23 protein-coding genes are annotated in these 23084 nt (G+C 32.2%); 10 read left to right on the forward strand and 13 right to left on the reverse strand.

The window, feature by feature from the left end:
• Positions 1 to 2: 2 nt before the first annotated feature.
• Positions 3 to 1247, reverse strand: coding sequence for a protoporphyrinogen/coproporphyrinogen oxidase (locus GMC_RS0108600; RefSeq protein WP_010521739.1), 1245 nt, complete (start codon positions 1245 to 1247; stop codon positions 3 to 5).
• Positions 1248 to 1433: 186 nt separating this feature from the next.
• Between GMC_RS0108600 and GMC_RS0108605 the strand changes: the two genes are divergently transcribed.
• On the forward strand, positions 1434 to 2249 hold the full coding sequence (locus GMC_RS0108605; protein ID WP_010521740.1) for a 2,3,4,5-tetrahydropyridine-2,6-dicarboxylate N-succinyltransferase: 816 nt from the start codon (positions 1434 to 1436) through the stop codon (positions 2247 to 2249).
• Between the two features lie 106 nt (positions 2250 to 2355).
• Here GMC_RS0108605 and GMC_RS0108610 read toward each other — a convergent pair whose 3' ends face one another.
• On the reverse strand, positions 2356 to 3057 hold the full coding sequence (locus tag GMC_RS0108610; RefSeq protein ID WP_010521741.1) for a lipopolysaccharide kinase InaA family protein: 702 nt from the start codon (positions 3055 to 3057) through the stop codon (positions 2356 to 2358).
• Between the two features lie 137 nt (positions 3058 to 3194).
• Between GMC_RS0108610 and GMC_RS0108615 the strand changes: the two genes are divergently transcribed.
• Both GMC_RS0108615 and GMC_RS0108620 read left to right on the forward strand, forming a co-directional pair.
• The gene (locus GMC_RS0108615) at positions 3195 to 4274 is read left to right on the forward strand and encodes a glycosyltransferase family 9 protein (protein ID WP_010521742.1); all 1080 of its coding nucleotides are present in this window, start codon (positions 3195 to 3197) and stop codon (positions 4272 to 4274) included.
• Positions 4271 to 4855 (forward strand): class I SAM-dependent methyltransferase, encoded by a 585-nt coding sequence (locus GMC_RS0108620; RefSeq protein WP_010521743.1) that lies wholly within the window; start codon positions 4271 to 4273, stop codon positions 4853 to 4855. Before GMC_RS0108615 ends, GMC_RS0108620 begins: the two co-directional genes overlap by 4 nt.
• A 74-nt stretch (positions 4856 to 4929) precedes the next feature.
• On the opposite strand, the gene GMC_RS0108625 is transcribed toward GMC_RS0108620, so the two are convergent.
• The 3 genes from GMC_RS0108625 to GMC_RS0108635 all read right to left on the reverse strand — a co-directional run bounded on the left by GMC_RS0108625 (position 4930) and on the right by GMC_RS0108635 (position 6386).
• The gene (locus tag GMC_RS0108625; protein WP_010521744.1) at positions 4930 to 5766 is read right to left on the reverse strand and encodes a glycosyltransferase family 2 protein; all 837 of its coding nucleotides are present in this window, start codon (positions 5764 to 5766) and stop codon (positions 4930 to 4932) included.
• Between the two features lie 12 nt (positions 5767 to 5778).
• The gene (locus GMC_RS0108630) at positions 5779 to 6096 is read right to left on the reverse strand and encodes a hypothetical protein (protein WP_010521745.1); all 318 of its coding nucleotides are present in this window, start codon (positions 6094 to 6096) and stop codon (positions 5779 to 5781) included.
• Between the two features lie 95 nt (positions 6097 to 6191).
• Positions 6192 to 6386 (reverse strand): hypothetical protein, encoded by a 195-nt coding sequence (locus tag GMC_RS0108635; protein WP_010521746.1) that lies wholly within the window; start codon positions 6384 to 6386, stop codon positions 6192 to 6194.
• Between the two features lie 39 nt (positions 6387 to 6425).
• On the opposite strand from GMC_RS0108635, the gene GMC_RS19515 reads away from it, so the two are divergent.
• Positions 6426 to 7010 carry a glycosyltransferase family 2 protein gene (locus tag GMC_RS19515; RefSeq protein ID WP_010521747.1) on the forward strand — a complete coding sequence of 195 codons (585 nt, stop codon included), beginning with the start codon at positions 6426 to 6428 and terminating at the stop codon, positions 7008 to 7010.
• The gene (locus tag GMC_RS22190; protein ID WP_010521748.1) at positions 7007 to 7162 is read left to right on the forward strand and encodes a hypothetical protein; all 156 of its coding nucleotides are present in this window, start codon (positions 7007 to 7009) and stop codon (positions 7160 to 7162) included. Before GMC_RS19515 ends, GMC_RS22190 begins: the two co-directional genes overlap by 4 nt.
• Here the strand turns inward: GMC_RS22190 and GMC_RS0108645 are convergent.
• The gene (locus GMC_RS0108645) at positions 7154 to 7867 is read right to left on the reverse strand and encodes a polysaccharide deacetylase family protein (RefSeq protein ID WP_010521749.1); all 714 of its coding nucleotides are present in this window, start codon (positions 7865 to 7867) and stop codon (positions 7154 to 7156) included. The genes GMC_RS22190 and GMC_RS0108645 overlap by 9 nt on opposite strands.
• A 177-nt stretch (positions 7868 to 8044) precedes the next feature.
• On the opposite strand from GMC_RS0108645, the gene GMC_RS20645 reads away from it, so the two are divergent.
• The gene (locus tag GMC_RS20645) at positions 8045 to 8758 is read left to right on the forward strand and encodes a glycosyltransferase family protein (RefSeq protein WP_010521750.1); all 714 of its coding nucleotides are present in this window, start codon (positions 8045 to 8047) and stop codon (positions 8756 to 8758) included.
• Between the two features lie 87 nt (positions 8759 to 8845).
• Positions 8846 to 9976 (forward strand): pentapeptide repeat-containing protein, encoded by a 1131-nt coding sequence (locus tag GMC_RS0108655; protein WP_010521751.1) that lies wholly within the window; start codon positions 8846 to 8848, stop codon positions 9974 to 9976.
• 132 nt (positions 9977 to 10108) lie between these two features.
• On the opposite strand, the gene GMC_RS0108660 is transcribed toward GMC_RS0108655, so the two are convergent.
• From GMC_RS0108660 to GMC_RS0108670, 3 genes are all read right to left on the reverse strand, one after another.
• On the reverse strand, positions 10109 to 11560 hold the full coding sequence (locus tag GMC_RS0108660) for a rubredoxin (RefSeq protein ID WP_010521752.1): 1452 nt from the start codon (positions 11558 to 11560) through the stop codon (positions 10109 to 10111).
• Between the two features lie 2 nt (positions 11561 to 11562).
• The gene (locus GMC_RS0108665) at positions 11563 to 15084 is read right to left on the reverse strand and encodes a nitrate reductase (RefSeq protein ID WP_010521753.1); all 3522 of its coding nucleotides are present in this window, start codon (positions 15082 to 15084) and stop codon (positions 11563 to 11565) included.
• A gap of 253 nt (positions 15085 to 15337) precedes the next feature.
• Positions 15338 to 16387, reverse strand: coding sequence for an aldose epimerase family protein (locus tag GMC_RS0108670; protein WP_010521754.1), 1050 nt, complete (start codon positions 16385 to 16387; stop codon positions 15338 to 15340).
• Positions 16388 to 17194: 807 nt separating this feature from the next.
• Here GMC_RS0108670 and GMC_RS0108680 point away from each other — a divergent pair.
• Entirely contained in the window at positions 17195 to 18406 is a 1212-nt protein-coding gene (locus GMC_RS0108680; RefSeq protein WP_010521755.1) for an RsmB/NOP family class I SAM-dependent RNA methyltransferase, read from the forward strand.
• 57 nt (positions 18407 to 18463) lie between these two features.
• Positions 18464 to 19063, forward strand: a complete 600-nt coding sequence (locus GMC_RS0108685; RefSeq protein WP_010521756.1) for a SanA/YdcF family protein — start codon at positions 18464 to 18466, stop codon at positions 19061 to 19063.
• A gap of 52 nt (positions 19064 to 19115) precedes the next feature.
• Here the strand turns inward: GMC_RS0108685 and GMC_RS0108690 are convergent, their stop codons facing one another.
• Together GMC_RS0108690 and mnmC2 are read right to left on the reverse strand one after the other, a co-directional pair.
• Complete coding sequence (locus tag GMC_RS0108690; RefSeq protein ID WP_010521757.1) at positions 19116 to 20018, reverse strand: TIGR01777 family oxidoreductase; 903 nt, start codon at positions 20016 to 20018, stop codon at positions 19116 to 19118.
• Between the two features lie 97 nt (positions 20019 to 20115).
• A complete protein-coding gene (mnmC2, locus tag GMC_RS0108695; RefSeq protein WP_010521758.1) occupies positions 20116 to 20790 on the reverse strand; it encodes a tRNA (5-methylaminomethyl-2-thiouridine)(34)-methyltransferase MnmC2 in 675 nt (224 codons plus the stop codon).
• Between the two features lie 278 nt (positions 20791 to 21068).
• On the opposite strand from mnmC2, the gene GMC_RS0108700 reads away from it, so the two are divergent.
• Positions 21069 to 22139: a branched-chain amino acid aminotransferase gene (locus GMC_RS0108700; RefSeq protein WP_010521759.1), complete on the forward strand. Its 1071-nt coding sequence runs from the start codon at positions 21069 to 21071 to the stop codon at positions 22137 to 22139.
• A gap of 125 nt (positions 22140 to 22264) precedes the next feature.
• On the opposite strand, the gene GMC_RS22770 is transcribed toward GMC_RS0108700, so the two are convergent.
• Complete coding sequence (locus GMC_RS22770; RefSeq protein ID WP_316928971.1) at positions 22265 to 22549, reverse strand: MauE/DoxX family redox-associated membrane protein; 285 nt, start codon at positions 22547 to 22549, stop codon at positions 22265 to 22267.
• Positions 22550 to 22578: 29 nt separating this feature from the next.
• Positions 22579 to 22986, reverse strand: a complete 408-nt coding sequence (locus tag GMC_RS22775; protein WP_316928972.1) for a heavy-metal-associated domain-containing protein — start codon at positions 22984 to 22986, stop codon at positions 22579 to 22581.
• Positions 22987 to 23084 lie beyond the last annotated feature (98 nt).

Below are 23084 nucleotides of genomic sequence, written 5' to 3' on the forward strand. Positions count from 1 at the left end.
TATTAAGAAAACATATTCCCAGATATTTTTTCATGAATCGCTTGTGCTGCCAATTCACCTGAGTGCATGGCTGCATTTAATGAACCGTTTAATAAAGTATCCCCTGCTAAAAAAATATGCGTTGTCAATTGCGTTTCCGAAGGATGTACTGTTCTTTTAACATCAGTCAAATCAGGTAAAGCAAGTGGAATGGTATATTTTTTCAAAAATCGTAATGGTTTGCAATTTGCAACCGTCTTCAAATCTTTTTCTACTTCAATAATTAAATTAGCATCAGAAAATTGATGCGTTTTAGTAATAGAAACAGACAGTAATTTGTGTTGCGCTTCAGGCAAAACACTTTTAGGAAAACAAATAGAATTAATAATACAATTTTCGTCAAATGCAATTAACCCAATCATATGCCGTTCAAAAGTATTTTTTTCTACTTCAAAATAAAGGGTTTCGGTACCTTTCCATGTCAATTCCGATGCCGCTAATTGAGGGACTATTTTAGAGGCCTCCGTGGCTACAATAATATAATCTGATGTATGAGTTGCACCGTCCGAAAAATGAATAGTATTGCCTACTATTTTTTCCACCTTAGCGGAGAAGTAAATTTTGGTTTCCTTTAACTGAGCTTGTAACTGATTGGGAATTTCCTGTATACCCTTTCTAGGAATTACTGCGTTTCCTTCGTTAAACATTTTAAAAATAAATTCAAACATTCTGGAGGACGTTTGCAATTCATTTTCTAAAAATATACCCCCAAAAAAAGGTTGAAAAAAGTCTTTTATAAATGGTGTTGAAAATCCAAAATCTTTCAAATAATCATAGGTGCTTTTTTCTTCAGCATTAAAAATCTCATCTATTGTTTTACTTTTCAAACTTCGCGAAAGCTTAAAAATTTTCAGTTTATCCGAAAATGATCCAATTGTTGAAAATAAAGTAGGTAAAACCAGTGAACTATCTCTCAATGGATCACCGATACAAAATTGTTTTCCATTTTTAAATATATAGGAACCTGACTCAAAACTATCCAAAGCAAGGGTTTCAAAATTCAAGTATTTTTGAGCCATAGGGTAAGCACTTAGCAACACCTGAAAACCATGATCCATAATATAACCTTCATAAACATCACTTTGAACTCTACCTCCTACCTTTTTATCAGCCTCAAAAATCACGGGAGTATACCCCAAAGATTCTAATTCAATAGCTGCGGTAAGTCCACTTATTCCTGCTCCAATAATTGCTATATTTTTACTCATAGTTTGCTATTTTACAAAACAAAAATAGCCAATCCTACTATTTATTTGTGCATAAAATGAATAAACAACGCTTGCACTTTAATATGCTCAACAATGCATTACAACAATGTTTTTTTAGTATCTAAATTTTGACACATCGACTACTCCGATGGCTAAAAAATGTATCTTTGTTAAAAATTTTATTCAATGCAAGAATTACAACAAATTATAGAAAAAGCTTGGGATAACCGTGAGCTTTTAAAGGAAACTGCTACCCAAGATGCTATCAGAAAGGTAATAAGTTTACTGGATGCTGGAGAATTGCGTGTTGCCGAACCTACTGCTAACGGATGGCAGGTAAACGAATGGGTAAAAAAGGGCGTGGTACTTTACTTCCCAATTCAAAAAATGGAAACATTGGAAGCTGGTATTTTTGAATACCATGATAAAATGCCGTTAAAAACGGACTATAAAGAAAAAGGAGTTCGTGTTGTTCCTGGTGCTTCGGCTAGGCAAGGTTCATACTTGTCGGCAGGTACTATTTTAATGCCTAGTTACGTAAACATTGGTGCTTACGTGGACGAAGGTACTATGGTAGATACTTGGGCAACTGTTGGTAGTTGTGCACAAATTGGCAAAAATGTACACTTAAGTGGTGGTGTTGGTATTGGTGGTGTTTTAGAGCCTTTGCAGGCGGCACCTGTAATTATTGAAGATGGTGTTTTTGTAGGTTCGCGTTGTATTGTAGTTGAAGGAGTACGTGTTGAAAAAGAAGCCGTTTTAGGCGCTAACGTTGTACTTACTATGAGTACTAAAATTATTGATGTTACTGGGGATACACCGGTTGAAACTAAAGGTGTTGTACCTGAACGTTCAGTTGTAATTCCTGGTAGTTACACAAAAAAGTTCCCTGCTGGAGAATACAATGTGCCTTGTGCATTAATTATTGGTAAACGTAAAGAAAGTACGAACAAAAAAACATCATTAAATGATGCTTTACGTGAGTATGATGTAGCCGTATAGATTACTTGCTAGTATGATATTAAAAAGTCTTCTATTTTTAAAAATGAAGACTTTTTTATTTTAAAGGTATTTACACGATTTACGAATAAAAATTTCGTAAATCGTATTATTTATTTTTCAACTTTCGTTTTAAATGTTCTTTTTTTCTAATTTTTAATTTGAAAGCATTACTGCTTTTAAGTAAATTATGGTAAACGCTATCGTAGGAATAAGTACTTATTTCGGCGTATCGCTGTGCCACAATTTGAATCATCTGTTTTGATAGCCATAAACGTTTTAAATTTTCCATACGTTTTGGTAGCGATAAAGCCTCAAATTTCAACCTGTTTAAATCAATTAAATAAAAGTCATAATTCCCGTTTTTATGATCAATTATTAAAGTATTCCCAGGTGAGTGATCCAAAAAGTTCACTTTATTTTCATGTAATTTATATGTAAAGTCAGTAAATTTTTTTAAAATTTCAATTCTATTTTTAAACAGTGGATTATGAATTAAATGCCTAAAATCAAAATCATAATCAACGTTCAAACTCACATAATAACTCTCCTTTAACCCTAATAACGAAGATGCTTCAATGTAAGCCACTGGATTTGGAGTCAAAATATCCAAGCTTAATAACTTTTTAGCATAGTCAAAGGAACGTTTTGCCTTGGTCGGTCTAATAAATTTATACACAAACGCATTAAATGCCCCTGGCTTTCGAAATGATTTTACATTAAAGGTTTGTCCCTCAACAATAAATTTTTTAATCGTATTTCTTGCTCCTTTAGTTACATATTCCCCTTGACTGTCAAAATTTTTTATCATTTCTACAAGCTTTTCTTCCAGGTGAATATATTGGGGGTTGAAATGTATTTGATTCATAATTTCAAAGATATGTGAATTCAAATTTTATTTACATCACAAAAAATAATAATTTCGATAATTATTAAAGTACAAGTGCAATGAAAAAGATACTGGTAATTCAAAATAAACGCATAGGCGATGTACTTATAGCTTCAGTGATTGCTCAAAATATCAAAAAAGTTCATCCCGATGCTAATGTTGATTTTCTAGTTTATGATTTCACTACCGGAGTAATACAAAACAATCCATATATAAATCATATCATTGCTATTAATGAAAAGGAAACAAAACAGCTACCGAATTTAGTCAAACTCGCATTTACAATTAGAAAAAAAAATTACGATATCATTTTTGATCCCTATGCAAAATTTCAAAGTAAATTTATTTGCTTGCTTTCGGGAGCAAATCAGCGTATTGGATTAGTAAAGCCTAATAAAAAATTACCTTTTAAATTTTATACTGATGTGGTACATTTACTTGAAGAAAAAAGTAATGTGTGCGGAAAATCTATTGAAGATAGGGTAAATATGGTCAGTTCCTTGTTTCCCATTCAAAAAAATAAAATTGATTATACGCCCAAAATATTCCTTACTGAAAAGGAAATAAATTACAATAAACTAGATGGCTACAACCAGCCGTTTATTATGTTAGGAGTTTTAGGAAGTACGCCTCAAAAATCAATGCCTTATGACTATGTTACTGCTTTGATTGATTTTGTTACCGATACTTTTCAAGTAAACGTACTGTTTAATTATGCACCTCATCAAAAAAAAGAAGCGCTAAAAATTTACGAGACCTGTAAAAATAAATCACAAATTGTTATTGACATTTATGAAGATACAATTCGTGGTTTTATTAAGTTAATGAATAAATGCAGCTTGCTGATAGGTAACGAAGGTGGAAGCATTCACATTGCAAAAGCATTAAACAAACCTACGTTTACTATTTTTTCACCTTACGTACACAAAGAGCATTGGGCAAGTTTTGAAGATGGCGTGTTGCACACATCCGTACATTTGATTGAGGAAAAACCACATTTATTTGGAGATGACTTAGGTTTTGAGAGTATGCGAAAAATAGAAAACGATCCAGTAGCTATGTATCGTGAACTTACACCTGAACTTATGATCCCTAAACTCAACCTTTTTTTACAACGCTATTTAAAACAAATTAAATGAATATTATTAATAAATTTCATAATTGGAGAAGAAAAAAACGCTGGAATACGCAATACAAAAATGGCCGTTGGGATAATTTAAGAGGCAAAATCGAAATTGAACGCTACAAAACTATTGTTGATATTTGTAAAAATTACGCAAAGCCAAATCCAAGTATTATAGCTATGGGATGCGGCGAAGGTATTTTACTTGATCACTTACAAAGTATGCCTTACAGTGATTTTTTAGGCATGGATTTTTCAGAAGTATGCATTGCAACTGCCAAACAAAAGACACACCCAAATTCTGAATTTATATGTGCCGATATCCACACGTTTGTTCCTAAAAAAACTTATGACGTTATTGTTTACAACGAAGTATTTTACTATGTACAGGCAGCGGAAAGACAGCAAGTGCTTAATACTGCTCTTGATCACCTCTCGGAAAAGGGTATTATTATAGTATCAATGTTTAGAGACGGTAAAGGAGCCTGGACTTTTTTTGAAAATCCAAAACTACAAGAGGTGCAATCCGTAACGATTGAAAACGATGAAAAAGAAAACATGTATTGGAAAATAGCTACTTACACTAAAAAAAAGTAACATCACTTGTGTTATACCCCTAAAAAAAAGTTATAAATCCAGGTGGACACGTAATAATTAAAATGATGTACAAATTAATTGCTTTCCTTTTCTAGCTTTTCAATTCCATACCTAGTTTTAATCACTTTATGATCTTTAGTATGTTTTCTGATAGCTAAATTTCTATCCAAAGATTCCTTTGTTTTATATCCTCGCGGATGATCCAAATGCAAACAAATTGCTTTGTACCTAATTTGTTTAGTTTTTATGCCATAATTTACCAACCGCTCTCCCAACTCGCGGTCAGGTCCACCGTACTGCATACGCTCATCATAACCATTTATTGCAATTAAATCTGCTTTCCATGCCGAAGAATTGCAATTATTAAAGGTAGCACCAGTAGGAGTTACCACATCTAAAAAATTAGCTAACGTATCACCTACGCTTAATTTCAATTCTTGTTTTTTGCCTAATTGCCCTTTACTTTTTAACCACTTTACATTAAAACAATTGCCTTGTTCAATATCGCTTGGGGTAATGGCTTGGCTTGAAGGCATGTCTAACTTGCAGTAACCTCCAGATAAAAAATAGCCCTTTTCAGCATATTTTGCGTGAGTTGAAACAAAATCAGGTCTAGCAATACAATCCCCATCCGTCATTAAAATGTACTCAAAAGCTGCTTCAGTAATAGCAATATTTAATATGCGCTGCCTTCGGTAGCCTTGGTCTTCATGCCAAATGTGCCTTAAATTTACAGGGTAATCTACTTTAAAAGCATCAATTAATTCCTTGGTACTTTCTTTAGATCCATCATCGGCTACTATTACCTCAAAATTAATATAATCCTGATACTTGTAGCTTTCCAAAACATTACGCAACCATGTTTCAGAATTATAAGTACTTACTATTACGGATATTGATATTTGACTCATTTTTATACTTTTTTACGATGCTAATAAATAGATACATATGTAATCGTCCATTATTTGTTTCGTCTTTAAATTAAGTGATTTTAAGGTAGTATTTATCGTTTCTTTGGTAAATGGCAATTTTTCATTTGTTTGTATAAAATCAGCTTTCCAAATCGAATAGTTTGCGAAATCTATCCCTTCATTTTCTTGCTTATTTTCGTTCAGTTTCAACCATTTTTTATCAAAATAAGTTTCATTATAAATATACTCCAAACTATTTGAAGTAGGAATTTTTACTCCCGTAACAGCTTTGCAATTTCCTGTAATTTTATACCCTTCTTCCCTTAACATAATATGCTTTTCAATAAAAAATTTACTGGGTATAGCGCTTCCGCTAGAAAAGATTAAATAGGATGAAATTGTTTCTTCAAATAAAGCTTTTAATTTTATAACGCGTATTGGAAAAAAAAAGTTTTCTTATTAGCTTCCACTTCTGAGAGTATCTTATCTGAAAAGTCAGTAACAATAAGTAGCAACTCAAATTGCCTATAATTCTGGTTATTATAACCATGTAACACATGATTTAAAATTTCAAAACTTCCTTCATAAAAAAGAACTACCGTGGTGTCTATTTTTGCCATTTCATATACAAAGATAAAGTTTTTTTATAATTTTACTTTATGAAAAATCTGACTGTAATTATTCCTGCATTTAATGAAGAACACTATATTCAGGGAGCCATACACTCAGTATTATTTGCCACAAAAATAATTGTAATTGACTCCTTTAGTACGGATGATACTGTGGCTATTGCTGAATCCTTTGGCTGCGAAATTGTACAGCGTAAATTTGATAATTTTTCTAATCAAAAAAATTACGCCTTGCAATTTGCTACTACTGAATGGGTATTATTTGTTGATGCTGATGAGCGCATACCCTATAAATTACAGCAGGAAATAAAAACTGCAATACACTCAAACACGCATAGCGCATATAAATTAAATTTCCCACACTTTTATATGAATCGCTTTTTATACCATCATAGTGATCATGTTACGCGTTTAGTTAAGCGAACGAATGCTCATTTTGAAGGTAGCGTACATGAAAAACTAATTATAAAAGGAACCATAGGAAAACTTAAAAACCCTGTATTACACTACACTTACAAAGGACTCATTCATTATATTAGTAAAAAGGATAGTTATGCGTGGTTTCAGGCAAAACAGCTTTTAAAAAAGAAAAAAAAGCAACTTACTTCCATTTGATTTTCAAACCCTTTTACCGTTTTTTTAGCAGTTACATTTTACGCAAAGGCTTTTTAGATGGTATTCCTGGACTAACAGTGGCTACTATAAATGCTTATGGGGTTTTTTCCAGATATGTAAAATTAATGCTCATTGAAAAAGACTTAAAATAACTTACTCCCCCATTTTAATTTTCGTTTAAATTTAGTTAATCCATCTTCAGCCTTTATGTCCAAACGTTGAATTTCGAAATTGTTTTTAAAAGGAAACGAGTTTATTCTGTTACCAATACGCAAAGCATATTTTATATTATTTTGTCGCAAAATAGCATTGAACTCCTTATTTTGATTGCCCTTTCTCGGAAATTTCCCATAAGGATATGCCAAAACGTTGCTCACATTCAAACTATTTTCTTCTATAAAATTCAAACTTTTTTCAAAATCCAGCTCCAATTCATTAGTATTTAATAATGGGTATGCTTTATGTGCATAGGAATGTAACCCCAATTCAATTACCGATTCGTCAAATGATTTTAATTGAGATATATCCATAATTTCCTGCTTTCCTGTACTCCAGTCGTCCTTACCATTAACATATTTAAATGGCACAAAAAAACTAGCTTTTAAACCATATTTTTGTAATAACGGATAGGCTATAACCCATTGACTTTTATACACATCATCAAACGTGATAATTACTGATTTTTTTGGCAATACAAATGATGGCTCTCCTAAATCTTTAAAGTGAAACGTGGAGTACCCTTTCTCCTTTAAATAATTAAAGTGTGATTCCATAGTATCTTTAAATATAGTTAAACCCTTTGCATCACTTTTATTAAGTGTTACATTATGATACATTAAAATAGGAAGCTTTGCCATATTAATTAACTGATAAACACTACTACACCTTTAAATAATAACAATAGTTTCAATTGCATTAAATATATTTCAATAATAAATTTATTTAAAAATATACTATGGGAATAAAACAAAAGTGAGTATGGAAAAAATCTTAAAATGATTACTTTTGACACAAATATATACAACAATATATAAATGGTAAGTGCATTAGTAATTTCAAACAATGAAAGCTTTAAAATTAATGAAATAAGCACTAATCTAACCTTTGCCGATGAGCTCATAATTGTGGATCATTGTGATTTTGATAATAACCAATCAAAATCGCCAGTATGTACGTTTTTGAAAAGCGAACAGCAACAAGTAGAACTGAGAATTTTAGAAGCTGTTGAATTAGCAAAACACCCTTGGATTTTTATATACTACACAAACGAACACCTCCCCGATGGTTTAAAAAAAGAAATTTTATCTATTTCAAATTCTAATACCTCCAAAACATTTGCCATCAAAACAGACTTCATTTTTATGGGAAGAATGATACGTTTTGGTACATATAACAGGCATACATCCTGTAGGTTATTTAATAAAAAAACATGCAAAAACATACTACAAGTAAAAAGCAATTCATTTTTAAAGAATAAATTAATTGATGAAAGTTATATTGGAATTGATGAATTTAATATCCAGATAACCAAAAAAAGTATTGCAGATGCAGATGTGCTGTACAAAAAAAATAAACGTCCCACGATTTATCATTTATTGCTAAAACCATGGTTTACCTTTTACAAACTCTATATATTTAAATGGCTATTTTTACAAGGTAGAGAAGGCTTTATATTAGCATACTACATATCTTTCGGAACCTTTAAAAAGTATATCTATTTATGGGGTAAATACCGAAACTTGGATTAATAAAAACCAAGTACCAATATTCCATTGATTGTAAGAAATGATTACTTTTTAGTATTTTCACCGTCAAACCCCTGAATTCTAATTATTATGGACTATAATGATCTCGAAAAAGAAAATAAACGTTTAAAAGCTGAACTTAATAATCGCGATACTCGAAAAAAAGAAAAATGGGCCAAACGTGTTAGGATCACAAAAAAAATTTCAGCAAATTTTTTAGGAAGCAATTTAAAAAATGCTATTACTGATTTTTTTACTGAATTGGAAGAAAAAAGAAGTGTTTCAAAAAACACAGTTTCTGAATTGCTATCGGCTTTGTTTATGCGAATCACGCGGATTGGTGTTTTTCTTATTCTTACCTCTGTTTTGCCAACACTTTTTTTACTCATCCAAGTGTATTATTTACGTAATCAAAATCAATTAATTACTGGTCAAAATGAGCGTTTAGGGCAACAAACTAATTTACAAGAAGCTGACAGACGGAGTTCCATGCTGTTTGTTTTAGACCAAATGATTAAAGATGTAACTACCGATGGATACAGAAATAATGGTAAAATTTCAAAGGCAAATAGTACGCGCATCATTGCAATGAGTAAAATACTTAAACCTTATAAATATTTAGATAAGGACACATTAATAACTAAGCCTGTCAGTCCTGAAAGAGGGTATTTATTAATGTCCTTACTAGAAAGCAACATTGATTTAGGTAAAATGATTGATCAAAACACCAAGCAAACCCTTGCTTCACTTTTAAATTTCGAGTATGCGGAATTAACCAAAGCCAGTATCACTGGTATTGACTTAAAAAATTTAAATTTAAGTCATACCAGAATGGAGGAATCTAATTTTATAAAATCTTTTATTCATAAAACAAAATTTAATGAAGCCAACTTGAAAAACACCAATTTTTCAAGAACCGATATTATTGAATCTAATTTTATGAATGCTAATTTAAAAAATGCAACTTTTAAAGGAGCTACGCTTAAAATTGTCAATTTTGAAAATTCTGATCTTACCAACACGAATTTTACAGAAGCCGATTTAATTGAAGTTAATTTTAAAAATTCAACAATAAAAGGCGCTAAGTTTGACAACGCTTTAGTAGCTCCGAACTGGATGGATTTACAAGAAGAAAATTTGAATAGTGATAATTTTAACTATTTAGAAAATCATTATAAAATAAAAGTTCACAATAAAAAAGGAATTTTGATTGCTAAATAAAATGTTATTTTTAAGTGGTGTTTTTGAGTTAATAAATACCATTTACTTCAAATTTCCCACTAAAATATTTTTAATGATCCCTTGAAATTAAACCCCGCTTAAATGTCAATAGAATAGCTATAAAAATGCGTATCATTTTTCAGTAAACTCCATCTCTGTAGGTTTAAACTCGCTAATAGGAGCATCGCAGACTGAACAGCAATACGAATCTGGTAAATCTTCGAAAAAAGTACTTGGAGCTATTCCGTTTTCTACATCACCTACTGATGGATCATATATTGTAAAACAATGATTGCACTGATATACCTCTAATACAATTTTTTCATCTTCTAAATTTAATGATCCAGGCTTAATTACTTCCTGTTTTTCACTATCTAGATTTTGAAAATATATTTTAGTCAGTTCCATCAATAAATTTGGCAAATCCATTTTATCAATATCCTGAGCATAAACTACATAACTACGTGTGTTTGGATTAAAATTTATGGCATATACTACATTAAATGTTGGTCGTACCACAAAATCCGTGTTGTTGATTTCAGGCAAAGGATTTGATTCAATAACAATAGAAGTAAAATACCTATTCCTATCTTGATTTGAAGTTATGGCAAAAGTTAGTCCGTAGGTACTAATATCATTTTGATCAAAATTTAATACTAAATTCTTTTTTAAATCAAGTGCAGCCTTATTATCAACAGGTAAATGCCAGTTCAATTCTAAAGCAGAATGCCTAACATTTATACCATACTGACCCAATAATTTTTCAAGTGCAAGCTTATAATCTGCTTGAATACCTTTAACTATAAATGATTTCCATGGCGTTAAACATAATTTACCAATACGATATTCAACACAAAAAGCACATAATGCCTTTAAAAAAGACATACTATACCTATTATCTCTCCAATACAAACCTAACCAATATTGATTAGTGTGCATTTTATTCATTCCTTCGTAATAAGGAAAGGGAGAAAAATCTACGTTCAGTCTTTTTTTTATTATTTTATTATTTAAGGATGTTGTTTTATTTAGCGTTTCAAACAACTCCTGTACAGAATTAACTGTTCTGTAAGTATCTTCGATTAATTCCGTTAAATGAGCAATATCCCAAGTATACACTAAAACAGGATAATATTCCTGATCCAAACCTGGTAATTTGGTATACAAAAACCAATAATCTTCATGCTCTGAAGCTATAAAATTAAGCTCCCCAGAAAACAATGGCACTATTTGTTGCTTTGGGTCAACTATATTTATTTTTAAATTAGGAGCATATCTAAATTCTTCTAAAATATACAAATATGTTGTTCCACGTAACCATACGGTTGAAGGAAAAATATCAATACATACGTATGAACTCATTATATTTTGCTCCTCAGGCTTTGAAAATAAAGACAAGTCAAAATTTTCATGATCAGCTGTAATTTCCTTTTGATCGTTTTTTGTGGGAAATAAAATATCTTGTCTTGATCCAAAATGTAATGCATCTAAACCTATAGACTCCGCCATTGAAATTACTTTTTGTAATTCACCTGGCGATATAATACCTCCCTTAACCTGTATTCTTTGTAAGTAATTTTCCATAATTATGCAGGTTGTAATGTATTTTCCATTATTTGTTTCACTTCACTTTTACAGCTACCGCAACCTAAACCAGCGCCCGTTTGTTCACAAAGTTTAGCAAAATCAGTACATCCATTTTTAATTGCAGCCTCTAAATTTCCTTCGCCTACCTGACTGCATGAGCAAACTAATTTACCCACAATAGGTTCATCTACTTTACTTGAGCGTAATAATTCTTCTCTTTTTTCCGAAAGTTCAATTTTTTCTTCAATTAAACGCTTGAATTCAGCAAACTCACTTTTATCTCCCATTAAAATGGCTCCAATTAACCAATCGTTGTAAACAATGCATTTTTTATAAAAACGCTTAGACACATCCATTAAAACGATCTCCTGATAAGCCGGATCATTTTGAGGATAATCCAAAGTACCAATACTACATAAATCTAAATCTTCGAACTTTAAAATATTCATAAAGACAGATCCTTTATAAATAGCAGAATAATCACCTAATAAAAATTTAGCAACTATATCTGCTTGCTGTTCAGCTGCTGCAGTAATTCCGTATAAACTACCATTAAAATCAGCAATTTCTCCAACTGCAAAAATAGACGGATCGGAAGTTTGCAAATAATGATTTACAACGATACCTCGTTTACAAGTTAACCCAACGTTTCGTGCCAGTTCTATATTAGGAATTGTACCAATAGAATATACTATGGCATTACAATTTAATTCTTTACCAGTTTTTAAAGTGACACTTAATTGATAGTCTGATTCATTAAAAACAGTATCTACTTCATTATCAAAATAAATTTGTATTCCTTTATCTTTTACATCTTCAGCCAAAAGCCTACTTGCTACTACATCCAACTGGCGCTCCATTAAACGGTTACCACGCTGTATAATGGTAATAGCCACATTCTTTTTTCGAAGCGCTGCAGCTAATTCCAAACCTAATAAACCACCTCCAACAATAACTACATGCTGATTATCAACAGGTAATCCTGAATCGTCTAAATAATTTTTTAACTTATCAGCATCTTCCCTGTCACGCATGGTAAAGCGTCCTGGTAAATGTATAGGAACTTCTTTAGGTACAAAAGCACGACTACCAGTAGCCATAAGCACTACATCATAATTATGCTTTACACCTTTACTATCTAAAATGTATTTTTCTTCTCTATTAATTTCTTCAGCAGGATTACTCATTTCCAACCGAATATTAAAGCGTTCCAACTCTCCTTCTCTCAATTTTTGCAACTGTTCCCAAGTTAACTCCTCAGAAACATACTCGGGTAACAATACGCGATTATAAAAAGGATAGGGTTCTTTACAAAATACTACAATTTCATCTTCCTGATTATGTTCCCTGTAGGTTTGAATAAATCGAAATGCTGCTGTTCCCGCTCCAACGATACATATTTTTTGTTTCTCTTTTTTAAATTTTGTTACCTGTACGGCAGAAAACTTAAAATCTGGTTCTTTAGAAATTGGATCTAAAATGCTTGTCGTTAAATTATTAACACGAGCATAATCATTTCCAAAAACCTTACCCCAATGGATTGGCATAAATACCACGCCTTTCCCAATATTATCCGAAATTTGAACTTTTACTTGAGTTGTACCACGTTTACTTGCCACATTGACGATATCGCCCTCCTTTAAACCTCTAATAAATGCATCCACTTGGTTCATTTCCACATATGGGTCTTGTATGTGGGTGAGTAATCGGTTTACCTTGCCCGTTTTCGTTCGGGTATGCCATTGATCCCTGATACGTCCCGAAGTAAGGACTAATGGAAAATCTTCAGTTGTTGTTTCAGATGTTGGCATTACAAATTCGGGAAGCTTAAATTTTGCTCGCCCATTATCTGTATAAAATTTATTATCGGTAAATAAACGCGGTGTTCCTGGATGTCCAACAGTTGGTACTGGCCATTGAAACGTTCCTTCGTCTTTTAGTCTTTCATAACTTAAACCTGAAATATCAATTGATGTTCCTTCTGTCATACGGACATACTCAGCATACACATCGGAAGCCGAAGAATAATTGAAGCTTTCATATCCCATTTTTTGAGCAAATCGCCAGATAATTTCAACATCTGGTAATGCATTACCAGGAGCGTCAACCACTTTACTTAGGTGCGAAATTCTTCGTTCACTATTGGTCATGGTTCCTTCCTTTTCTGCCCATGCTGCGGCAGGAAGAATTAAATCTGCATACTCTAAAGTTTCAGCATTGCTTGAAATTTCCTGTACAACAACAAATTTTGCATTTTTTAAGGCGCGTTCCACCTTATTTGAATTTGGTAAGCTTACCAGTGGATTGGTACACGCTATCCAAACGGCTTTTAATTCACCACTTTCAAGAGCATCAAACATTTGGGTAGCTGTATATCCTGGTTTTTCTGAAATTTCTTTTCCTCCCCAAAAATTAGCTACTTCATTACGATGTTGTTCATTACCTAAATCCTTATGAACAGCTAATAAGTTAGCCATTCCACCAACTTCTCTACCTCCCATGGCATTTGGTTGCCCTGTTAATGAAAAAGGACCTGAACCAGGCTTACCAATATGACCTGTCATTAGTGACAAGTTTAGTAACGCATTATTTTTATTTACACCTATCGAACTTTGGTTTAATCCCATAGCCCAAAGTGTCATAAAACCATTGGCATCCGAAATCATATCGGCTGCTTTTTTAATATCTTCAACAGATACGCCACATATTTTAGAGGCTTCTTTTAAGCTTTTTTGTTTTACAAGTTCTTTTACTGCCTCAAAATTATCGGTATGATTTTCTATAAAGGATTTATCAATTTTTTTTCTATCAATCAAACGTAATGCAATTGCATTATAAAGTACCACATCCGTACCTGGCAATAATTGCAAATGCAAATCTGCCAAATCACAAGTTTGTGTTCTTCTAGGGTCAACTACAATAATTTTCACATTTGGATTTTCTTCCTTATGGGCTTCAATTCGGCGCCATAAAATTGGATGACACCAAGCTGGATTAGCCCCTGCAACCATAAATAAATCAGCCTCCTCTATATCAGCATATGCTATAGGTACACTATCCTCTCCTAAAGCTTGTTTGTATCCAACTACTGCGGAACTCATACATAAGCGAGAATTAGTATCAATATTATTAGTACCAATAAAACCTTTGGTAAGTTTATTAAATAAATAGTACTCCTCAGTCAAACATTGACCTGAAACATAAAATCCAACACTATTAGATCCGTATTTTTTTATAATTGAACTAAATACGGCCGCAGCACGTTCCAAAGCAGTATCCCAACTAACATCTTGTAAATCATGATTTTTACTCCAGCGCATTTGTGGTTCAACTAATCGATCTGTTTTATCTTGAACAACATGGTGTAAATTCATTCCTTTGGAACAGAGCATACCTTTGTTTACTGGATGATCTTTGTCTCCTTCAACAGTTATTGCCCCATTAGCATCTTTACTGGCAACTATACCGCACCCGACACCGCAATATGAACATGTAGTTTTATGAGAAGTTGTTAATGACATAGGGAATATTTAATTTTTCCAAAACTACGTATTAATACTTAAATAAGCTTCATTTTCGAATTTCTTTTTTGATAAAAAAAACCCACAAATATTAATAATATTAATACTTTAACAAATATTTGTAATGTTTTTATCAATTCAACAAACTACGTATTAGTATCCAATTAATTTTCAAAAAAAACATCACTTTTTTTACTTAAAGTACAAAAGAGATGATTTTTTAAGCATAAAACAGTAAGCAACTTATGCTATTTCAGTCTAATGATTCAAACGAAAAAATAGTAGTACTCTCAAATTTTTCCTTCCCTTTTAAAATTGATTTTGGACTATCAATATTAGGGCCATTAGGGTAGCGATGGGTTTCAAAACAAAGTCCTTGATATTTTCCGAATTGTTGACCATTTTCGCGCATTAATTCGTCTGATGTATACTTCCCTGTATAAAATAGCACCCCTGGTTCAGTTGTAGCAATTTCCATTTTTAATTTTCCGACTTTACTAGTAATGGTAGCTACACTTTCTAATTCAAAATTATTTTTATCAAAAATATAGTAATGTTCAAAACCTTCATTCATCGCTTGATGAACTTCACCAATAGTTTTAGTGACACGTAAATCATCAACCGCTCCTTCTAAATTAATAATGTTTCCGTTACATGCCCCGGTAGTGTCCATTTCGAGTTTTTTACTTGCCTTTATAGAAACCGTATGTGATTCAATAGATGTTTCAAAACCCGACAAATTAAAATACGTATGATTTGTTATTGTAAACGGAGTATCCTCGTCACTAAAAGCTTCATAAAATATTTTCAATTGATTTTCCGCAGTTAAAATAAAGGTTACGGAAACGGTAATATTCCCAGGAAAACCTTCTTCCATATCCAAACTATCCAAACGCATTTTAACGGAAGTTCCTTCAGGAGTACTATAGGGTTGCGCTAGCCACATGCGTTTATCGTACCCAACATTACCACCATGTAAATTATTATCATCGCAATTTTGAGCGATATTAAAGTGTTCACCATTTAAGTAAAAATAAGCATCTTTTATTTGAGAGCAATAACGGCCAATTGTTCCTCCAAAATAGGGGGCATTATTTAGGTAAACCTCTGAAAAGTAACTTTGAAAAGTGTCAAATCCACAAGTAATTTCTTTGAAACCTTCCTTTAAATCAGGAACTTTTATTGATGTGATCGTAGCTCCAAAATTCATGACATGCACTTCCATTCCGTTAACATTGGTAAGTATAAACTTTTCTACAGGGGCACCCTTGTAATTTCCAAAAGTCAATTGCTTAAAATTCATAAGATAAATAGGGTTAAATTATTTTGTAATTACTTTAAAATGTATGTGTTATAAATTATTAAAATACTACAAATACAATTGGTTTAGACTGTTTTTTATTTTAATTAAGACACTGTATTTAAATTATGAAAACCCTAACAAATGTTTTACTTTAAATATTGTGATAATATTCAAAAATTAACATAAAAACAACTATAATGTTTTAGTTTTTGATAAATGATAAAACTTGCAAAAGCAAACTTTAGTATACTTATGCAAGTAGTTCTTTGGAGTCCAATTTATTGTTTTTTACAAAAATCTAAAATTTTACAACACTCCACAACTTTTCGGGTTGATCCACTTTTCGGGTTGATCCTTTTGATCCCATGGCAAACCAAGATAAAAAAAAACGGAAGGTCTCCACCTTCCGTTTCTCAACACAAATCATTTTAATTTCGGGGCTTAATCTAAAATTAAAACATTAACTCTAACTTAAAATCAATCAATTATTGTTTATTGGGAAAACAATAACTCTTATTTACATTACAAATATACAACACTTTTGGACTTATGCAAGAAAAAAAATGCATTTAATCTGAAAAAAAATACTTTTTAACGTTTTTAAGCCGTTTTGTTTGAATAAATCACACAAAATAACTATACAATATTTGTCGTAATTATCTGTAAATTAACTGGTTGTGTTAAAGTTTTCAAAAAACATATTCACTTTTTAAAAAATCTTTTTTTTGAAATTAAATTATAATCTAAACACAGAAAAATAATATAACGCGAACTAATTAGTACATTTGCATTCCAATTTTTAACACCATGCGTTTACACCGAAACTTAGTATTTGCCGTTATTGATACACTTACTGAAATTTTTAATGAACATAAATACGCTGACAAAGTTGTCACAAAAACCTTAAAACGGGATAAACGGTGGGGGGCTCGTGATCGTGGATTTATTGCTGAGACTACCTATGAAATTGTTCGCTGGAAGCGTTTATACGCTGAAATTGCTGATATAAAAGAACATTACTCGCGTGAAAATTTATTTAAAGTATTCTGTGTTTGGGCTGTGTTGCGAGGTATAGAATTACCTGACTGGAAACAATTTACTGGTACTCCTGCTCGTAGAATTAAAGGTAGATTTGATGAACTTTCTAAAGATAGAAGGTTCAAAGAATCTATTCCAGATTGGATGGATACCCTAGGTACTAACGAGTTAGGAGAATCCCTTTGGATAAAGGAAATTAACGCCTTAAACAAACAGGCTCCTGTCATATTAAGAACAAATACCTTAAAGTGCGAAACCAAAAAGCTCAGAAGTATTTTAGCGGAACATGAAATTGTATGCGAAACTGTTCCTAATTATCCCGAGGCGCTTCAGCTTGTTGAACGTGCCAACGTATTTAGCACGCAAGCTTTTAAGGATGGATTGTTTGAAGTTCAGGATGCTTCTTCGCAACTTGTTGCTCATTATTTAGAGGTACAACCAGGAATGCGCATTGTAGATACTTGTGCTGGAGCAGGCGGTAAAACTTTACACATCGCTGCTTTAACTAAAAATAAAGGACAGATTATTGCTATGGACATTTATGAAAATAAATTGAAAGAGCTAAAACGACGTGCGCGAAGAGCTGGTGCACATAATATTGAACCTAGAGTAATAAACAGTACCAAGGATATTAAAAAATTGGCTAATAAAGCAGATCGTGTACTTATTGATGCTCCTTGTAGTGGTTTAGGTATTTTACGCAGAAATCCTGATGCCAAATGGAAGTTACAACCTGAATTTATTGCAGCAATCCAACAAACACAACAAGAAATTTTACAAAGTTATTCGAGAATGGTAAAACCTGGGGGGAAATTAGTGTATGCTACATGTTCCATTTTACCCTCGGAAAACCAGCATCAAGTTGAAAAATTCTTAAAAAGCGAAGCTGGTAAGGAATTTTCATTTGTTAAAGATCAAAAAATATTAGCGCATCAATCAGGTTTTGATGGTTTTTATATGGCCCTCATGGAGAAAAAATAGTAAAATTACGTGAAGAAATTCAACTTTAGTAAGATAATTAAATTTAGCGTCATTATTTTGATTGCTATTTTATGCATTATTTTGATTGCTAATAAAACCATTAGTGCTTCAGCAAAACAAAAGTTGTATGCTTCTACTATTACTATTCCTAAAAATAAAATTGGATTACTTTTAGGTACATCAAAATATGTTTCTAGCGGACAAATAAATCTATATTACCAATACAGAATTCAAGCAGCTGCTGAATTATACCATGCTGAAAAGATTGAGTTTGTTTTAGTCAGTGGCGATAATAGTTCCAAGTCATATAATGAACCAAAAAAAATAAAGGAAGACCTTATTAAACAAGGCATTCCTGCAAATAAGATTGTTTTAGATTATGCTGGTTTTAGAACTTTAGACTCCGTAGTACGGGCGCAAAAAGTGTTTGGAGAACCAAAATTTACAATTATTTCTCAGCAGTTTCATAATGAACGTGCTTTATTTTTAGCAGATCGTTTTAATTGTGATGCTATTGCTTATAATGCTAAAAGTGTGAGTAGTCGTTACGGTTTGAGAGTTAAAATAAGAGAATACTTTGCTCGAGTCAAAGTTTTTATTGATCTGATGTTTAATATAAAACCTAAGTTTTTGGGTGATAAAATTACTATTGGTTAGCTTTTAATAGAAAGATATACTGGGTTCGTTGACAAAAAAACTCAGCACAGATCTATAACAAATTTTTAAGTGCCTTCTCTATATTTGCATACCCAAACATAAACCCTTGTGATAATATTTTTTCCGCACTAACTCGCTGACTTTCTGTAATCAACACATGCATTTCCCCTAACAATAATTGAGCTACAAACTTCGGAATGTTAGGTAAAATCAAAGGTTTATCTAATTGTTGTGCGCTTGCTTTAATTAATTTGTTTTGTGTAATCGGATTTGGCGCCACTGCATTGTAAACTCCCACCAACTTATGTTTAGCTAAAAATAAAAATAATTCAGCCAAATCATCTACATGTATCCAACTCTGCCATTGTTCTCCTGAACCAAAAGCTGCTCCAACATATTTTTTTACTGGAGCTATCATTTTTGGTAATGCACCTCCTTTATTCGAAAGGACTAAACCAATTCTTAATTTAGCAACATCAATACCTTCTGATTCCATTTTATCTGCTGATTGTTCCCATACTTCAACCACTTTTCCTAAAAAATTAGAGGCCGATTTTGTAGTTTCCTCCGTATAAAATTCAGTAAATGAACTTGGGTAAATGCCAATAGCGCTAGCTGATATAAATTGAGTCACCTGATGATCAATTTCACTCAACGTATCCCGTAAAAGTGATGCAGTGTTTACTCTACTCTCCAAAATTTCTTTTTTGTAAGCTTCTGTCCAACGTTTCGCTACAGTAGCTCCTGCTAAATGAATAATGGTTGACACCCCTTTAAATGCTGCTTTGTCAATTTCACCACGTTCAGGATTCCAATAAAACCCCTTGCAAAACTCATTATCTTTAATTTTACTATTACTAGTAGTTAAGTAATGCACATGAATACCGTTTCTTTTACAAAGTTGGACAATTGATGTTCCCACCAAACCAGTAGCACCAGTAATTAAATATATCATTAAAAATCGTTTTACATTATAAAATTAATATTGACTATACAAAAACAAAGAACAATTATAATGTATTTAACAATTTATCGCATTGTATTATTAAAAATTATTTTGTTGCGCGTAACATTTCGCGTTTTCCAGGTGGTCCTTCCAATCGCTCTACACTGAAACCAACAGATTGCATTGCTCTACGAACGCTTCCCTTGGCTGCATAGGTTACTAAAACTCCTTTGGGTTTTAAAGCCATAAACATTTTTTCAAAAATAACCTCTGTCCATAATTCTGGCTGCACTCTTGCTCCAAAGGCATCAAAATAAATAAGGTTATATTGAGCATTATCATCAATATGCTCAAACTTCTTTTCTTCCTTTTTCAAAGAAAATGAATTAATAATAGCCTCCTCCTTTCCCCATAATACTTCGTGAATTTTATTAAAAATTAAGGAAGCTTCTTGTTCCTGATCAATTAACTTTCCATAATCCATTGCTTTCCATTCATTTGTAGTTACTGGATAAGCCTCCACTCCAGTATAATTAATTTTCAAATTCAGGGCTTTTGATTTCATGTAGGTTAACAAACAATTTAAGCCTGTCCCAAACCCAATTTCTAAAATAGCCACAGCATTAGGTTTACTTATATTATAAAAATGTTCTAATCCCATTTTTATAAAAACATGTTGAGCTTCTTGCAGGGCTCCGTGTTTCGAATGGTATTGTTCATTAATATCTGGCAAATGTATTGACATTGACCCATCAGCAGTTTTAAATAATTCGCGTTTCATTAGTATTATAAGCGCTTATTTTGGTAAAATTAGCTATCAAATTTCAGTTTTTTTTACAATTACATCAAATCTCCCTGACTGTTTACCAAAAAATAAATAGTGAATCTTTAATTTTGTTACAATAATGCTAATTTAAAGCTAAAATCTGCGCATCTTTTAGATTATCGATAACATTTCATAATTTAGTAAATATACTTACTTCAATAAGTTTCAATTGTTAATATTTAGGTATTTTTGTTGTTACCTTTATATTAAAAACAGTACTAAAATTACAAGGGATGAAAGAGACACTTTCTAATCAGGTGAAAATTACAAAGATTGCACAATCTAAAATCGATCAAGTTGATTTTGAAAACGTTAGTTTCGGTAAAGTCTTTACTGATCATATGTTTGTGTGTCATTACAAAAATGGCACATGGCAACAGCCTGAAATAGTCCCTTATGGTCCAATCCAATTGGATCCTTCGGCTAGAGTTTTTCATTACGGACAAGCAGTTTTTGAAGGCATGAAAGCCTACAAAGACAATAATGGTGATGCCTTTTTATTTAGGCCAGATGAAAATTTTAGAAGAATTAATAAATCAGCGGAGCGTTTGGCTATGCCTGCTTTTCCTGAAGACTATTTTAATGAAGGACTGCATGCCTTATTAAAGTTAGACAATAACTGGATCAAATCAGGTTTAGGGAATTCTTTATACATAAGACCATTTATTATAGCTAGCGAAACAAGCCTAATGGCTTCTGAAGCTAACGCATATACTTTTTATATTATATGCTCACCAGTACAATCGTACTATGGTGGTGAGGTTAATGTCCTTATTTCCGATTACTATTCGCGTTCCGCAAGTGGAGGAATAGGTTTTGCTAAAGCTGCTGGCAACTATGCTGCACAATTTTATCCAACTAACTTGGCCAAAGAGAAAGGTTACGATCAAATTATTTGGACGGACTCCAGCACACATACTTCCGTAGAAGAGGCCGGAACAATGAATATTTTTTTCAGAATTAATGACACCCTACTTACCGCTCCCACAAGCGAACGTATTTTAGATGGTATTACCCGCAAAAGTATTATTACCATGGCTGAAAAAGAAGGCTACAATGTAGAAGTTCGCGATATAAGTGTAGAAGAAATAGTTGAAGCAGCTAAAAACGGCACACTTAAAGAAGCCTTTGGGGCGGGTACCGCTGCAGTAGTAAGCGTAATTAAAGGAATTGGCTATAAAGATAGCCATTACGATATTCCTGTTTTAACAGATGGATACGCCCAATTTTTTAAAAAATCATTAACTGATATCCAATATAATTTATCAGATGACGCTTTTGGCTGGAGGGTAAAAATTGGTTAACCCTGATACTATTTTCCTTATATTATTAAAAAATAGATATAAAAATAAATCAAATCAATTTCGTGCCAAGCGTAGAAAATTAATAAAACTGAAAGACCATTTATTTTAAGTAGATGGTCTTTTTTTTAAACTAACATCAAAATTGCCATTAATATCATAATCGCATTTTCAATAAATGTAGCTTCTGTCATAGGAAGTTTTAGCGCTGTTCCCAGGCAAGCACATTGTATGCTTTTCTTATCCAGTAACACTTTAGTAACGCCCAAAGTAGTAATTCCTAAAATAAATAAAGTAAATAGTAGCGCTAGCTGAACTTTTGTTTTCGTTAGAAAAAGAATTCCTAAAACGGTTTCTATAAACGGATAAAGCCATGCATACCCAGTTAGTTTTTTTGCTAAAGGATCATACATACGGAATGAATTTACAAACCCCTTAATATCTAAAAACTTAAAAAACTAAAAACAATATAAAACAACCCCATAAAAGTCAGCATCATATCGTTAATAGTACCCCCTTGTTTTGTAGGTATCCAAATACTTGCCACTGTTACATAACCTAATATCAGCAATAAGGGCTTGAGCTGCTGTATTTTTGTTTTTTCTTTTACAGAAGTTAGTGTACGTTCCTGATCAGGATTATATGCTAAAAATTCAGAAACAGCATATTTATCAGGCAAAATACTTTGTAATAGTTTGACGTTTACAGGTGTGGACGTCATTAATTCAGCAGTTTTTTGTTGCAGAAAGACATTACATTTTAATACCTCAGGTAATTCAGCAAATTTTTGCTCTACTCCTGTTGCACAAACACTGCAGGTCATTCCTTCTATTTTAAAAACTTGTTTCATTTGTTTTTAATTCTTAGAATTAAATGTCATCGGGCTCCAAAATAATTAATTGACTTAAGAAAATATATCATGATTATTATGTCGAAAACTACGCTTAA

This window comes from Aquimarina agarivorans (assembly GCF_000218485.1).
Taxonomy (GTDB): domain Bacteria; phylum Bacteroidota; class Bacteroidia; order Flavobacteriales; family Flavobacteriaceae; genus Aquimarina; species Aquimarina agarivorans.

What these genes read in the sequence shown, in the direction of transcription:
- GMC_RS0108615 (WP_010521742.1), top strand. Translation starts at nt 3,195, where the DNA reads ATGAAAAAGATACTGGTAATTCAAAATAAACGCATAGGCGATGTACTT.
- GMC_RS0108660 (WP_010521752.1), bottom strand. Translation starts at nt 11,560, where the DNA reads ATGGAAAATTACTTACAAAGAATACAGGTTAAGGGAGGTATTATATCG.
- GMC_RS0108645 (WP_010521749.1), bottom strand. Translation starts at nt 7,867, where the DNA reads ATGGCAAAGCTTCCTATTTTAATGTATCATAATGTAACACTTAATAAA.
- GMC_RS0108680 (WP_010521755.1), top strand. Translation starts at nt 17,195, where the DNA reads ATGCGTTTACACCGAAACTTAGTATTTGCCGTTATTGATACACTTACT.
- GMC_RS0108605 (WP_010521740.1), top strand. Translation starts at nt 1,434, where the DNA reads ATGCAAGAATTACAACAAATTATAGAAAAAGCTTGGGATAACCGTGAG.
- GMC_RS0108635 (WP_010521746.1), bottom strand. Translation starts at nt 6,386, where the DNA reads ATGGCAAAAATAGACACCACGGTAGTTCTTTTTTATGAAGGAAGTTTT.
- GMC_RS0108700 (WP_010521759.1), top strand. Translation starts at nt 21,069, where the DNA reads ATGAAAGAGACACTTTCTAATCAGGTGAAAATTACAAAGATTGCACAA.
- GMC_RS22775 (WP_316928972.1), bottom strand. Translation starts at nt 22,986, where the DNA reads ATGAAACAAGTTTTTAAAATAGAAGGAATGACCTGCAGTGTTTGTGCA.
- GMC_RS19515 (WP_010521747.1), top strand. Translation starts at nt 6,426, where the DNA reads ATGAAAAATCTGACTGTAATTATTCCTGCATTTAATGAAGAACACTAT.
- GMC_RS22770 (WP_316928971.1), bottom strand. Translation starts at nt 22,549, where the DNA reads ATGTATGATCCTTTAGCAAAAAAACTAACTGGGTATGCATGGCTTTAT.
- mnmC2 (WP_010521758.1), bottom strand. Translation starts at nt 20,790, where the DNA reads ATGAAACGCGAATTATTTAAAACTGCTGATGGGTCAATGTCAATACAT.
- GMC_RS0108665 (WP_010521753.1), bottom strand. Translation starts at nt 15,084, where the DNA reads ATGTCATTAACAACTTCTCATAAAACTACATGTTCATATTGCGGTGTC.
- GMC_RS0108610 (WP_010521741.1), bottom strand. Translation starts at nt 3,057, where the DNA reads ATGATAAAAAATTTTGACAGTCAAGGGGAATATGTAACTAAAGGAGCA.
- GMC_RS0108670 (WP_010521754.1), bottom strand. Translation starts at nt 16,387, where the DNA reads ATGAATTTTAAGCAATTGACTTTTGGAAATTACAAGGGTGCCCCTGTA.
- GMC_RS0108630 (WP_010521745.1), bottom strand. Translation starts at nt 6,096, where the DNA reads ATGTTAAGGGAAGAAGGGTATAAAATTACAGGAAATTGCAAAGCTGTT.
- GMC_RS0108690 (WP_010521757.1), bottom strand. Translation starts at nt 20,018, where the DNA reads ATGATATATTTAATTACTGGTGCTACTGGTTTGGTGGGAACATCAATT.
- GMC_RS0108625 (WP_010521744.1), bottom strand. Translation starts at nt 5,766, where the DNA reads ATGAGTCAAATATCAATATCCGTAATAGTAAGTACTTATAATTCTGAA.
- GMC_RS20645 (WP_010521750.1), top strand. Translation starts at nt 8,045, where the DNA reads ATGGTAAGTGCATTAGTAATTTCAAACAATGAAAGCTTTAAAATTAAT.
- GMC_RS0108655 (WP_010521751.1), top strand. Translation starts at nt 8,846, where the DNA reads ATGGACTATAATGATCTCGAAAAAGAAAATAAACGTTTAAAAGCTGAA.
- GMC_RS0108620 (WP_010521743.1), top strand. Translation starts at nt 4,271, where the DNA reads ATGAATATTATTAATAAATTTCATAATTGGAGAAGAAAAAAACGCTGG.
- GMC_RS0108600 (WP_010521739.1), bottom strand. Translation starts at nt 1,247, where the DNA reads ATGAGTAAAAATATAGCAATTATTGGAGCAGGAATAAGTGGACTTACC.